Annotated in this window: 13 protein-coding genes and 1 pseudogene; 2 read left to right on the top strand and 12 right to left on the bottom strand. The window is 34.0% G+C overall.

All coding sequences use genetic code 11. The features are described from left to right. Positions 1–4 precede the first annotated feature (4 nt). Genes QM017_RS03040 through QM017_RS03030 form a run of 3 tightly spaced genes read right to left on the bottom strand, consistent with a single transcriptional unit; the run spans position 5 to position 3,219 of the window. Positions 5–1,363: a two-component system histidine kinase PnpS gene (locus QM017_RS03040; protein WP_178197717.1), complete on the bottom strand. Its 1,359-nt coding sequence runs from the start codon at positions 1,361–1,363 to the stop codon at positions 5–7. Further along, positions 1,353–2,090, bottom strand: a complete 738-nt coding sequence (locus tag QM017_RS03035) for a response regulator transcription factor (protein WP_282708822.1) — start codon at positions 2,088–2,090, stop codon at positions 1,353–1,355. Before QM017_RS03035 ends, QM017_RS03040 begins: the two co-directional genes overlap by 11 nt. Before the next feature lie 31 nt (positions 2,091–2,121). Further along, entirely contained in the window at positions 2,122–3,219 is a 1,098-nt protein-coding gene (locus tag QM017_RS03030; protein WP_282708821.1) for a PDZ domain-containing protein, read from the bottom strand. A 256-nt stretch (positions 3,220–3,475) separates the two neighbouring features. Here QM017_RS03030 and QM017_RS09215 point away from each other — a divergent pair, with 256 nt between their 5' ends. Both QM017_RS09215 and QM017_RS09210 read left to right on the top strand, forming a co-directional pair. After that, a complete protein-coding gene (locus QM017_RS09215) occupies positions 3,476–4,177 on the top strand; it encodes a transposase (RefSeq protein WP_349238463.1) in 702 nt (233 codons plus the stop codon). A 17-nt stretch (positions 4,178–4,194) separates the two neighbouring features. Continuing rightward, the gene (locus tag QM017_RS09210; RefSeq protein ID WP_349238461.1) at positions 4,195–4,734 is read left to right on the top strand and encodes a transposase; all 540 of its coding nucleotides are present in this window, start codon (positions 4,195–4,197) and stop codon (positions 4,732–4,734) included. Positions 4,735–5,087: 353 nt separating this feature from the next. Here the strand turns inward: QM017_RS09210 and QM017_RS03020 are convergent, their stop codons facing one another. The 9 genes and pseudogenes from QM017_RS03020 to QM017_RS02980 form a co-directional block, all read right to left on the bottom strand. Then, positions 5,088–5,762 (bottom strand): hypothetical protein, encoded by a 675-nt coding sequence (locus QM017_RS03020; protein WP_282708820.1) that lies wholly within the window; start codon positions 5,760–5,762, stop codon positions 5,088–5,090. Then, a pseudogene (locus QM017_RS03015) lies at positions 5,755–6,366 on the bottom strand (ABC transporter ATP-binding protein). Before QM017_RS03015 ends, QM017_RS03020 begins: the two are co-directional and overlap by 8 nt. Positions 6,367–6,543: 177 nt before the next feature. Then, complete coding sequence (locus QM017_RS03010) at positions 6,544–7,170, bottom strand: TIGR01906 family membrane protein (protein ID WP_282708819.1); 627 nt, start codon at positions 7,168–7,170, stop codon at positions 6,544–6,546. Beyond that, positions 7,163–7,942: a TIGR01457 family HAD-type hydrolase gene (locus tag QM017_RS03005; protein ID WP_178198332.1), complete on the bottom strand. Its 780-nt coding sequence runs from the start codon at positions 7,940–7,942 to the stop codon at positions 7,163–7,165. Before QM017_RS03005 ends, QM017_RS03010 begins: the two co-directional genes overlap by 8 nt. Before the next feature lie 8 nt (positions 7,943–7,950). Further along, positions 7,951–8,520 (bottom strand): YutD family protein, encoded by a 570-nt coding sequence (locus QM017_RS03000; RefSeq protein ID WP_282708818.1) that lies wholly within the window; start codon positions 8,518–8,520, stop codon positions 7,951–7,953. A 40-nt stretch (positions 8,521–8,560) separates the two neighbouring features. Next, positions 8,561–9,940, bottom strand: a complete 1,380-nt coding sequence (locus QM017_RS02995; protein ID WP_282708817.1) for a bifunctional metallophosphatase/5'-nucleotidase — start codon at positions 9,938–9,940, stop codon at positions 8,561–8,563. A gap of 11 nt (positions 9,941–9,951) precedes the next feature. Then, on the bottom strand, positions 9,952–10,557 hold the full coding sequence (locus tag QM017_RS02990) for a metallophosphoesterase family protein (RefSeq protein ID WP_282708815.1): 606 nt from the start codon (positions 10,555–10,557) through the stop codon (positions 9,952–9,954). Positions 10,558–10,720: 163 nt separating this feature from the next. Beyond that, entirely contained in the window at positions 10,721–12,079 is a 1,359-nt protein-coding gene (locus QM017_RS02985) for an amino acid permease (protein ID WP_282708814.1), read from the bottom strand. 161 nt (positions 12,080–12,240) lie between these two features. Next, positions 12,241–13,248, bottom strand: coding sequence for a class I SAM-dependent methyltransferase (locus QM017_RS02980; protein ID WP_282708813.1), 1,008 nt, complete (start codon positions 13,246–13,248; stop codon positions 12,241–12,243). Between the last annotated feature and the right edge of the window lie 2 nt (positions 13,249–13,250).

Here is a 13,250-nt window from a genome sequence, read left to right as displayed (position 1 = left end):
ATGCTTAGGAAAAATAAGGCAAATGAACTATAAATGTTGAACCTTGATTAAAACGACTTTCTAAACTAATAGTACCAGAAAGGCTTTCAACGCATTCTTTAACAATTGCTAATCCTAGTCCCGTTCCACCTGACACTTTACTGCGCGATGAATCAACCCGATAAAAACGCTCAAAAATACGGTCCTGTTCATCTTTTCTAATTCCACCACCCGTATCTTGAATGCTTAAACTCCATTCATTTTCTAATTGCTGTGCGCTAATAATTATTTGTCCACCAAATTTATTATAACGAATAGCGTTTTGAATTAAGTTGTTGATAATATGACGTAACTTATTTTTATCACAAATCACTTCTAACTGTTCTGGAATTTGATTGATCACTTTAATTTGTTGTTTATTAATTAAGACTGTAAATGATTGCAAGGTATTACCAACCAACTTAGCTAATTTTATTGGTTCTAGTTGTAAAGCATGTTTTGCATCGATACGTGATAACGATAAAATATCATTAATCAAATCAGTTAATCGCAGACTTTCATCATGAATAATCTTTACAAATTGCTCAGTTGCTTGTTTATCTTCCAGTGCACCTTGCAGTAAAGTCTCACTAAAACCAGTGATTGCTGTAACGGGCGTTTTTAATTCATGACTAACGTTACTTACAAAATCAATTTGCATCTGCTCAATTCGTTTATTTTCAGTAATATCATATAACAAAAGCATCACAAAAAACTGTTGTTCACTAATTGGAACATAAATCACTTGCGCATCAATTGTTTTATCTTGTCCATCTAAATTTAAAGTCAGTTGTTTGCGTTGATCCTTTTTACTTCTAAAGGCATCTTCCACTAACTTAACTAAAGCAAAATGTCCCAATAAGGTATAATAAGTCCTTCCTTTTTGATCCATTTCTTTCCCTAATAGTTCATTTAATGTATGATTGCTCAAATAAACTTCACGTTCTTGATCAATTACCATTACACCAATTGTAATGTATTCAAGCAAACTAAAATAACCTCGCTGTTGCTTGGTATAAGCTTTAGAAAAGTCACGTTGCATACTTTGTACCGCATTGATTGATTTACTTAACTGGTAGTAAGGATCGCGTTGATCTAAGATAATATGATTAGCTTTTTTCCCTGTCGATAAATCATTTAACTTTTGAACCATCAAATCAACTTCAACTTTTAATTTGCGTGCTAACCAGATGTCTAAGCCATAATTAAAAATCGCTAAAATCACGGCATTCACAATTAACCAACCAAAAGAAAAATGCTGATGACTTATTTTAGCTATTATCCATGTTAAAATAAGAGCCGCCATGCAAAGTGCCCAGCGACCCAAAAAATGACTAATCTTCATCGACTACTCCTTCAAAACGATAACCAAATCCTCGTACTGTTTCGATATTGCGTGGTTTTTTAGGATCTGGCTCTATTTTTTCGCGTAAATGACTAACATGCATATCGACCATTCGTGTTTGTCCTACATAATCAAATCCCCAAACTCCATTTAACAATTTTTCACGACTTAAAACCCGATGTGCTCTCTTAACAAAATAAGCTAACAATTCAAATTCCTTTGGAGTCAAATTGATAGGCTCTTCTTGACGCGTTACAGTATAATTTTCCAAATCAATTGTAAAATCTTTAAACTGATATACTTCTTGAGTTGCAGGCTTAACATCAACTTTTGGCTTTTCTTTATGACTGTCATTATTTTTAACTTTCATTCGCCGACCAATTGCTTTTAATCGGGCTAAAACCTCTCTAGGCGAAAAAGGCTTAGTTAAATAGTCATCTGCTCCTAATTCTAAACCAATAATTTTATCATATTCATCATCTCTAGCCGTCAACATCAAAATTGGCGTTTCAACTTTTTCTTGACGTAATTTTTTAGTAACTTCCATGCCATCCATCTCTGGTAACATCCAATCTAATATAATAAAATCATAATCATTTCGTAGAGCTTTTTGATATGCGCTTAAACCATCATATACTGCTTCAACCTCATAACCATCTTTTTTTAAATTATATTCGAGTAACGTTACAATCGCGACTTCATCATCAACTACTAATACTTTTTTCATCAAGCTTTTCCTTTCCTAAATCAACAGATAATTAGTGAAATAAAATCAATCCTAATTCATGTGGAGCATCTGAATAAATTGCACCTTCAGCAATCTTAATTTCTCCTGCAAAATTACGTACTCTAAAGCGACAATATGCTGAATTTTTTTGCATAGCTGCATACAATTCCGTTTCATTGGTCACTTTTTGATCGTTACAGCTTAAAATTATATCACCAGCACTTAATTTCATTTTAGCTGCTGGTGTATTATTTTGTACAGCAATCACACGGACTCCTTCACTCGTTTCTACATACCATCCTTGTGCATCTTGTTCAAGACGCTGCCTTTGCCATGCTTGCCAAAAACTAGTAAGTGCTAAAAAAACCAAACCACCAAGACTTATAAACCAGCTAAGATAACTAAGGCCAACGAAAAGTAAACTTTCAATTAACAATATGACAGTTTGTTTACGGCGTAAGCTAACAACTTTGATAATAGATTGCTTAAACGTACGACAATTAATTCCTACCAAAAACGGAACTAACATTAAGCCAAACTCATGTCCTCCAAATGAAAAAAGTGGCCACAATGTTAAATCACTCTTAAACAGATCACCTGGAATCAACAACAATACTGGAAAAACAGTAAATTCTTGCCACAAATAATAGGCAATTCTGCGTCCCCGTTTTCCTTGTCTAATTCGTGGTGTAAACCAAGAACTACTAGTTTTTTGTAAATATAACAAACGAAAACATAAAAAAAGGGCAATTAAAATAAATAAACTACTATTTATCACAGTTGTAGTTGTGAAAGTTATGCATTGATATAAAACAATCCCCAGTATTGCTACTAAGCTAGCATCAAATAAAGGGCTAAATAAAACAGCAATCATTGCTACGATTTGATAAATAATTAATAATTTAGGTGGTAACATGACTCCTAAACTAAAAAATATAATCGAGCCTAAAACAAAGAATACAAAACCTTTTTTAACAAAATGTCGACCTTCATAAAAATCTCTATTAACCGCAATTCTAAAGGCCTTGCGTTCTTTTCGTACACGTAACAAATATAAAATAACCGTCATTACAATTCCAAGCCACCACAGTGGCTGACATAAAAAATTAACGATTAATTGAATAAGCAAAATTTATTACCCCCTTACAAAACACCTACTCTATTAAGTATAACAAGTGTTTTACAAAAATAGAATTAATTCTTTATGTTAACTTAAAAAAATATTATCTTTTTTTGCAAAAATCATTTTCAATTAAAAGGGGCTGAGAAAAAACTCAGCTTCAATAGAAAAAAGGCTCACGTCAAAAAATTTGGCGTGAGCCTTTTTTATGGCTAATCTCTTGCTAATATTAAGTTGAACAAAACCAATAAAGGAGAGGTTAACCATGTACAAAAATTATAACACATCTGAACTAAAATTAGATATTACTTATTCATTAAAATTACCATCTGACCATATTGCAGTTTTAATCAGCCACTTCGTGGACTCAATTTCACTTAATATTCTTTCAGAAGAGACTTCACATACCGGTCGGCCTGCTTTTCATCCGGCTATGCTACTAAAAATGACGCTTTTTGCTTACCATGAAGCTGTTTTTTCTGGTAGAAAAATTGCTAAATTAAATCAGTATTACCTTCCTATGATGTGGTTAAGTGGTAATACTCCCATTAGCTATAAAACTATTAATAATTTTCGTTCTAGTGATCACGCTAAAAAGATTATTCAAAAAGCTTTTGTCCTATTTACCCTACTTTTATTTCAAAATGATATGTTAGATAGCGATGATGCTTTATTTATTGATGGTACTAAATTAGAAACTGACGCTAATCGTTACAGTTTCACTTGGAAAAACGCCGTAACTAAATTTGAAAAATCACTCGATGAAAAAGTCGCTAATACTTATGATCAATTAATTCAACATCAAGTTGATATCGCTATTTCAAAGGATATGTTAGGTTCTAGTGGTGCAATAAAAGAACTTATCAAAGAAACTGATATTAAACTAGTTGAGTTGGAAAAAGAAATTGAAGCCAAACCTAAGGTTAAAAAGGCGATTCAAAAAACAAACGTGTTCGTCGTAAATTAAAGAGTATCAAACGTAAATTGAAAGAAGATTTTCTTCCTAGAAAAGTGAAGTATGAACGTGATAGAGAAATTTTCAAAGATCGCAATAGTTTCTCGAAAACAGATACTGTCGCTACTTTTATGCGATTAAAAGAAGACCACATGCAAAATGGTCAATTAAAACCTGCTTATAATTTACAAATTGCGACCAGTGGTCGCTTTGTTTTGCACTATGATATCTTCCCTAATCCAACGGATACACGAACGTTAGTACCTTTTTTGAAGTTTTTTTCTAATTTGGATTTATTTAAATACATTGTTGCGGATACAGGCTATGGCAGTGAAACCAATTATCAAGCAGTTATTGACAAGTTTGAAAAGATTCCATTGATTCCTTACGGAACGTATCAAAAAGAACAGAATCGTAAATACAAAAGAGATCCACAAAATATTAACAATTGGACATATCACGATAAAGATGATTATTATACAGACCCTGATGGAGTTGTATTTAAGTTCCAAAGATATAGTTCTCGTGTGGATAATATGAGGTTAAACGAGATTTTAAAGTCTACGTAGCTGATAAATTTCAAGCGACAAAGAAATTAGAACAATTAGCGAAAACTCAAAAGGGCCAACAACGGACCAAATCAATAAACTTAAACTGGGAATATTTAAAACATAAAGCTAAAGAAAACCTTTCTAGCGAAAAAGGTTCAACTATCTACCAAAGAAGACGAACAGATGTTGAAACAATTTTCGGAGATATGAAGGGGAATTTTGGCGTGCTTGCTTTTGCAATACTTTTTTACTATCATCCATCTGTGTCAGCATTTTAGCCAATAATTCCTGGTTGAGTATGCGATAATCTTCGAAAGTCAAAACTTTCTGTAATCCCCATAAACCAAGTGACAAAAAAACTAAGAACAAGGCTAAAGACAACCAATGCGGCAACGCATACCCAAAAAAGGTAAGCTGTATGCCAAAAACAAGAAAAGTGCACTAAGCATCCACACTTTTTTAGATGATTTATCCGTCAAAATCATACGTTGACTGGCATATTCCTTTAAAAAATCACCCGCCATAAAAAGTTTTAACTCAATAAACCCAAGCAAAACTAAGATGCAAAGCCCCGGACTAAGCGTTCTACCAAATAACATCAACATGACCACAAACCCAATAAATGTTTTCGCCAAGTCATAAAAATAATTAATCAAAGTATATTGTTTAGCATCCATCCGTAAACTGATTAGTGCATAATACTTGTCTTTACTTGGATCACAAATCCCCGTGTTAAGCAAAGCCCCAACTAGCGAAAGAAATAACAAGATATGCAAAAAAACTTGGTTGGACGTCTCGGCTGCCCGTGTTAAAAAGTCTTGTACACTCAAAATAAAAAGAGCTAAATATAAGAGTTTACCACCAAACAACACCACAACTTCCCAAAACAAAGCCAAGATAAACGCTACAATTTTTAAGCCTCGTACTCGATAAAGGCTAGCAGGTAAGATTTTGCCTAGTAGTGGAATTCGTTTCAACGCAAATAAAATGGCATTTACGCGATAAGTGTTTTTTAATGTAAAAGAAATCCGCAAAGTTTTAAACATCGGCTTTCCCCCGCAATAATTCGATAATTTCTTCTCTGAATTCTTGACTATCTAACTCCTGTTTTTCTACTACTTGCAAGCAACCATGATGCAATAAAACAATCTCGTCACATAAATTTAAGGCTAAATCCATGATATGCGTCGAAAAAATGATGATGTGATCTTGTTTTAAATTTTGCAACATCTGCTCCATCTCTTCGGCTGCCACCACATCAAGCGAAGTCAGCGGTTCGTCTAACAACAAGACATTGGGTTTAGCAATGATATTGACTAGCATTTGCATCTTGTTTTTCATCCCATGAGAGTAGTCTTTTAAAAGCCGATCTCTGTCCGCAGATTCGATTCCCACACTTTCGAAATATTCATCTAAACTCCGCTTGTCTTTGATTGATTTTTCATTGACATCGACAAAAAACTTCAAAAACTCACGCGCCGTCAAAAATTCTGGAACGGTCGGTGTCGATAAAATATAGCCCATATCGGTAGGTTTGACTGGGCGTTTGCCTTAGTTCTCTTGCAAATAAAAACACCCCGCATCGGCTTTAATATCACGATTTAAACAATTAAATAAAGTTGTTTTGCCTGCCCCATTTCTCCCAAGCAAAGCGTAAATTTTCCCCGCTTCAAACGTAAAGTCGATATCTTTTAAAACTTCTTTTCTTCTCAAAACTTTTAGCCAGATGTTCAATTACAAACTGCATAATCCCCCTCTTAACTTAAGCGTTTTTTTAATATATCATATCATCACTAATTAAAAAAACCCAGGAAAAAATTCCAGAGTTTAACGTAAATCTTTTTTAAAACGCCAAAGTAAGGCCGCTAAACTGATTAAAAAACCAGCAAAAAACAATCCAAAGCACGCCATAAAAAACGCGCTAGGTAAAACATTAATAATCGGATCAGTCAATGGATCAAAGAGCCAATCATCATTAGTAAACAATAACTCGTGAAAATGGATGAAAAAGCTCTCAAAATTACACAGCATTAAAACTAATAAGATGACCATTAAGATTGCTAAATTGCGCAAAGGATTCAGCAAACACCATAAATTTTTATTCCGTGCAAGACGATAAATAATCCAGCTGCTTGAAAAAAGACCAATAAGTAAAATGATATAGTCTAATAAAAATAACTGCTTAACATCACTGAAATGTTGTCTTCCATTAGCAGACATGATAAAATCCGTCACTAGTTGTTTTTGCCATGGAAAGTTTAAATATCCTAACAAAGCATGATAATTTTGCATCAATTTTGCCACAGACATTCCCGCAACTTGTGCTAATTTATCATGAATAACAAACCAGTAATATAACGGTGTAAAATTAATCGTTACCGCAATCCAAAAAGCTATCAGGGTCAAAAAAACGATTAGGCCTTGCAAATAATTGCCGATTTTTAACCTAAGCATCGCCGACCTTCCATTCATCTAGAGAATCAAGTTCATAAGTTGGCTTAATTTCTTTAGTAGCAACTTGTTCTTTAGTCGAAACTCCCGTATAAACAAGCAAAGTATCGATACCACAGTTGATCCCAGCTTGAATATCAGTCATATAGTTATCACCAACCATAATAACTTCTTCTTTTTGTAAACCTAAACGCTGTAAAGCTTTTTGCATGATGATTGCTTCTGGTTTACCAATATAAAAAGCTTTTTGTTGCGTTGAACATTCGACTAACGCAATTAAAGAACCTGCTCCTGGAACTAAGCCGCGTTCATTGGGGAGGTTTGTATCAGCATTGGTTCCAATAAAAGTCGCCCCACGTTTGATGGCTAAGGTTGCCAACTCAAATTTGTGATAAGTCACGTCATAATCTAAACCAACTACAACATAATCTGGGGTAGTTTCTTCAAAAACAAATCCTTTATCAAGTAAAGCTTGCTTTAACCCCAATTCACCAATCACATAAAGTTTACGCTTAGTCTGATCTAAATCTGCTAAATAATCTGCAGTCGCTAATGCAGTAGTGTAAACATTTTCTTCACTAACATGAATATCAAAGTTATCGCGTAAATTAGTAACCACTTTACTAGGTGCTTGCGTGCTATTATTAGTCACAAACAAAAAGGGAATATTATGTTGTTGTAAACGCTCGATGAAACGTTTAGCAGCAGGTATTTTTTCTTTTCCTTTGTAAATTGTACCATCTAAATCAATCATGTAACCTTTGTAATTCTTCATTTCTCTAACTAACCTTTCTGCCTGATGGTAAAATGCCGCTTTTTAGTGTCCTTGTTTTTGGTAACTTTAGACTTAGATTTAAGCGGCCTCTTTGTACGAACCTCATAGATTTTTTCTTCGGTATATGCCCGCTTTTTACGTCTTTGCTTGTTTGACTTACGAATTACTTTGTCTTCTTTAAACTTAGGTGCAGCTTCTGGCATTTGCACATCTAGATTCTTCAAAACAAAATACGCACAACCAAAATTACAATATTCAAATAAATAATCTTGCAAGCGTTCGATACTTTGTGATGGATACCCCTTTTTGCTACCAGCTTCATAAAAACCATGTAGACGCAATTGATCATATCCAATGTCTCCGACAATGTAATCATACTTGGTTAATACCTGGCTAAAGCGTTCCTTTAACTTATCGATTTGGAATCCATCCCGATAGTTTTCCAATAATATATAAGGGTGTCCATCGATTAAAAGTTCGTTTGGTCCAGTCATTTGGACATCGCTTGCTAAAGCCTTAATAGCCTCGGCTTTTTTAGCTAACTGGGCTTCACGGCGTTCTTTTTTCTCACTATTCAAAAAAACAACTCCTTTTACAAACTAATCATCGTTTATTATACTATACGCCAAAGCGCGCCGCAAAATAATCTCCTAAAATATCGCGTAAAAAACGATCTCCTAAATACGTAAAATGTCCTGCAATCTCAAGTGTTGGAAAATATGGTCCATAAATAAAATTATCAACCATTGCTAATTCGTAATCTTTGCCTAAATCAAGTGGCTTTCCATGCCACAAGACTTGTTTTTCTTTTTCTAAATAAACGATATTATCATACACTAACTCGCCAAAAATTTTACCTCTAAAACCATTGCCTTTAACAACACTTCGGCGTAAGCGTGACCGATTTCGTTCCATTTCACGAATCAAACGCCATAAATTATAACCATTCAATCTAACTTTAATTGCGCGCATCGAATGTGGCAAAATTTTATGCAAATCATTTTTCGTGACTATCCCAGCTTTCAAGCCATCCAAAAACAAACCACTATTTAAAATCGCTGTATCTACCTCAAAAACTTCTTCTAAAGCTTTTAACTGCGCTTGCATCAATGGTGAATCACTATTTAATGCCGCCGGATAAGGTTTAGGCAGTTGAGCAATTTTTTGCTTGTTCAACAATAATTCGCCTTGCTTTTGATAGTTATTAATTTCAACTTGATCACCAGCTGCACTTGGTAAATCTGCAGTGGCCTGGACAGTTGCTTTTTTAGTAACAATCTTATTTTTTTCTAACTGTAAAGTTACCTTACCAACGTATTGTCCCCATTTACCAGCCGCACAAATCAGCGTTTGCCCGCAAATTTCACCATGTTCCAATAAATGATGCGTATGACTTCCTAAAATAACGTCTATTTGTGGATAAGCTTGCGCAATTTTGCGATCAGCATCAATTCCTAAATGTGATAATAAGATGATTACATCAACTTTATCCGTTAATCGGGCCAATAAAGTAGGCATAAACTCATCAATTTGCCAAGCATGCCAAGAATTCATCGCATAAGTAGGACCAAAAGGCGCGGTGGCTGCAATTATTCCAATTTTAGTTTGTTGTTTTGTAATAATAACTCGATATTCTTGGCACCATTTAGGAATCAAATTTGTTGTTTGGTCACTAAAATTGCTTAGAATCACTGAAAAATTTGCGTTAGTATACAAGTTATCAAGCTGTTGATGTGAATTGCCAATTCCTTCATTATTACCAATAGTTACACCATCATATTCAATTGTATTTAGCATTTCTACATTAGCTTTGCCATCTGTAGCTTCACTTAACGGATGAACCCGATCTACAGCATCTCCCACATCAAAGGTTAATACCGTTTGGCCTTGTTGTATAAGTTGTTGTTTTTGTTGCTGTAAAAACCGCCTAATCTTAGGCCAATTTTCAAAATGAGAGTGAATATCGTTGGTGTGTAAAATTGTTACTTGTTCTTGCATAATACTTCTCCTTAACGCATTTTTTGAAAGTCACTACGCTTATTTTGAGCCATTTCAAAAATTTCTGCTTCACTAAAAGGTTGGCCAAATGGGCGTTTTTTTGCCAAATATTGCGCATCGCCACTATCAACTCCGACATTGATATTAGTCGCACAACTGACAATTGCTCGATGAATATGCCCATGCAAATTAAGAGCATTGTGATTCTTTCCTAAAGCTAATGGATAATGCGTCATAAATAACTGATGATGATTGGTTTTTAACAATACTCCAACATCATGAAAAACAAACTTAGGTTGTTGATTAGCCAATGTAAGCTCTTGTTTAGCAAGATATTTAAAAAGTTGGCGTGTATCATGATTGCCTTTGACAAATACTAATTGTCCATTTAAGCAGGCTAAAAGCTCAAAGACTTGTTGATACTGTGTATTTTTAGCAGCAATTAAAGCAATATCACCAAGATGATAAACAGTATCTGTTGGGCTAACTACAGCATTCCAATTTTGACAAAGCGTTTCATGCATATCATCAAGCAATAAAAAATCTCGTTGTGCGAAATTATGATCATATAATAGCTTTTGATGAAAAAAATGTGTATCGGCTGTAAAAAAACGCATACTGATTGCTCCTTTACCTTAATCAATTTCATTTTACACCGCTTATGCTTTGAAAGATACATTTAATCAAAATATTCTACTCGATGACACAAAAAGCAACCTAAAAAGCCATGGTAAATGAAGCTTCCCTTACCGGTTACTTCAAAAACCATGACTTTTTTAGTTATCTAGCACGTTTGCGTAAATAAATTATTGAATACAACGCCACAAACCAGATTATTGCCGCAATTAAGGCAAATAACGTTGTCTTATCTAAACACATGATGATTCCCACAAAAACCAAGAAAATCAATACAATATAATCACTCAATGGATAAAGTGGCATCTTAAAACTAACAGGATTTTGTTTGGCCTGTGTCTTTTTATAACGTAAGTGAGCTAAAATAATTGCTCCCCAAATAAATAAGAAACATGTCGTTGCTACACTTGAAACAAACGTGAATAATGAAGTATTAGGTACCACTAAATCAGCTAAAACAGCTAATGCAATGACTATAGCTGAAAACTTCAAACCGTTAGCTGGAACTTGGCGTTTTGACAAGGTACTCATCTTCTTAGCAAACTTACCTTCTTGCTTATAATTTAGTGAAAACATCATCCGCCCAGTACTAAAAAGTGAACTGTTGCAAGCTGATAAAGCTGCAGTCAAAACAACAAAATTAATGATCCCAGCAGCTGCAGCAATTCCAATATTTTCAAAAACTTGCACGAATGGACTTTGATTTGCAGAAATTGCATTCCATGGATAAATGCACATCAAGGCTAATAACGCTCCAACATAAAAGATGATAATACGTAGTGGAATTTCGTTAATTGCCTTAGGAATAACTTTAGTTGGATTTTGCGCTTCTGAAGCAGTTACACCAATCATCTCGATTCCAATAAAACCAAACGTCACCATTTGAAACGATAAGACAAATCCTTTAAGTCCCATCGGAAATAAACCGCCATAATTAAATAAATTAGCGACTTGTGCGTGACCCAATGGTGTCTTATAACCGATAACTACCAAAACAATCCCAATAACGATTAAGGCAATAATGGCAATGATTTTAATTAAGGCAAACCAAAATTCTGTTTCACCAAACAAACCAACTGTAATCAAGTTAAGCAACAACAACACAACGATTGCAACAAAACCCGGTATCCATTGTGGGATATTGGGGAACCAATACTGAATATACAAACCAGTTGCCGTAACATCAGCCATTGCAATCGTTATCCAGCATACCCAATACGTCCATCCAGCAACATAACCAACATCATGACCTAAATATTCGCTAATAAATTCAATAAAAGAATGTTTGCCTAAATCAGACAACAACAATTCGCCTAAAGCCCGCATCAACAAGAAACATACCGCACCAGTTAATAGATACGCTAAAATAATCGATGGACCTGCTAAATGAATCGATTGGCCCGAGCCTAGAAACAATCCCGTGCCAATTGTTCCACCTAAAGCAATCAATTGGATATGGCGTCCCTTTAAATTGCGAGCATATTCGTTTTTATTTTTTTCCATTTTCTTTCTCCTCGCTAAGCCCTAAATTGGTCTAACAAATTATAGTTATTAGTCTACCTTATTTCTAACATGAAGTAAAACTCAACTTATTCAAGTTTAAATGATAAGAATTCATCTGAAATAAATTAAAAAGCGTCCATCATAGAGACGGACGACTAATTTTAAACAAAAATATTTTGTGTTATCCACGATTCAATTTGAGCCACAAATGCTCCAAAATCATCTTGCGCTTTTAATTGTGGAAACTTAGCTAGTAATACTTGTTGGGCTTGACTAGCAAGTTGACCTGGTTTTTGTAACAAGAGTAAAGATTTTTGTGATTTTGCATTACTAAACATATCGTCTGGCAATTGTAAACATGCCTGTAAATATGCATTTTCATTAATAAAATGCAAAAGTTGTTTACCTTCATTTTTTGTAAACAAATCATTTGGAACAACAAAAAGTGCTATTCCATTAGGCTTTAAATATCGTAAACTCTGCTCGATTAAAAGATGATGTGTATAAGAGTGTCCACTTGTTGCCTTGGTTTTAAAATCTTTAGTACGTTGATCAAGCGGATAATAGCCCACAGGCAAATCTCCAACAATCGCATCTTGTAAGGTAAGCTTTAAAGTATCAACTGCATCTTGATGATATAAATTAATATTTAAATCATGAAGTTGCATCCCTAAGCTAGCAAGTGTCAATTGCGTATCATCATTATCAATACCACTTAAAATTAAATCTTTATTATATGTCTTAAATCGTTCACAAATTTTAAATAATAGATTTCCTGTTCCAACAGTAATATCTGTTAACGTTATTTGTTTTTGTTTGGCAAATATCTTTTCTAATATATAGCAGACTAATAAACAAATAGCATCTGGTGTCATTTGTTGATTAACATGTATAACTTGAGTACGATATCCTGCTAAAATCATATATTCAAACAAAAGTACTTGTTGTTGCTTAGGAATACTTGTTAAATCAATTTTTTGATAATATTGAATTAAATTTTGTTTGACTTGAGTATCATAAAGTTCATTATTAGCAAGTTCATCTGGCTCTAAGATATTACTAAAAGTCTCAATTAAGGCTTCATAATAGTTACAATCTGTTTTTTCTTGCAAATACTCACAAGCTTCTTTTAAAAGAGTATTTTTTTCTTCGATATTAGCAAATTCCATAA

The organism is Ligilactobacillus sp. Marseille-Q7487 (assembly GCF_949152225.1).
GTDB lineage: Bacteria > Bacillota > Bacilli > Lactobacillales > Lactobacillaceae > Ligilactobacillus.
Note: the sequence above shows the minus strand (reverse complement) of the source record. Positions and strands in the feature narration are given on the sequence as shown.

Excerpts from the sequence above, each read along its gene's own strand:
- QM017_RS03040 (WP_178197717.1), bottom strand. The coding sequence starts at position 1,363 with ATGAAGATTAGTCATTTTTTGGGTCGCTGGGCACTTTGCATGGCGGCT.
- QM017_RS03035 (WP_282708822.1), bottom strand. The coding sequence starts at position 2,090 with ATGAAAAAAGTATTAGTAGTTGATGATGAAGTCGCGATTGTAACGTTA.
- QM017_RS09215 (WP_349238463.1), top strand. The coding sequence starts at position 3,476 with ATGTACAAAAATTATAACACATCTGAACTAAAATTAGATATTACTTAT.
- QM017_RS03020 (WP_282708820.1), bottom strand. The coding sequence starts at position 5,762 with ATGTTTAAAACTTTGCGGATTTCTTTTACATTAAAAAACACTTATCGC.
- QM017_RS03010 (WP_282708819.1), bottom strand. The coding sequence starts at position 7,170 with ATGCTTAGGTTAAAAATCGGCAATTATTTGCAAGGCCTAATCGTTTTT.
- QM017_RS03005 (WP_178198332.1), bottom strand. The coding sequence starts at position 7,942 with ATGAAGAATTACAAAGGTTACATGATTGATTTAGATGGTACAATTTAC.
- QM017_RS02995 (WP_282708817.1), bottom strand. The coding sequence starts at position 9,940 with ATGCAAGAACAAGTAACAATTTTACACACCAACGATATTCACTCTCAT.
- QM017_RS02990 (WP_282708815.1), bottom strand. The coding sequence starts at position 10,557 with ATGCGTTTTTTTACAGCCGATACACATTTTTTTCATCAAAAGCTATTA.
- QM017_RS02985 (WP_282708814.1), bottom strand. The coding sequence starts at position 12,079 with ATGGAAAAAAATAAAAACGAATATGCTCGCAATTTAAAGGGACGCCAT.
- QM017_RS02980 (WP_282708813.1), bottom strand. The coding sequence starts at position 13,248 with ATGGAATTTGCTAATATCGAAGAAAAAAATACTCTTTTAAAAGAAGCT.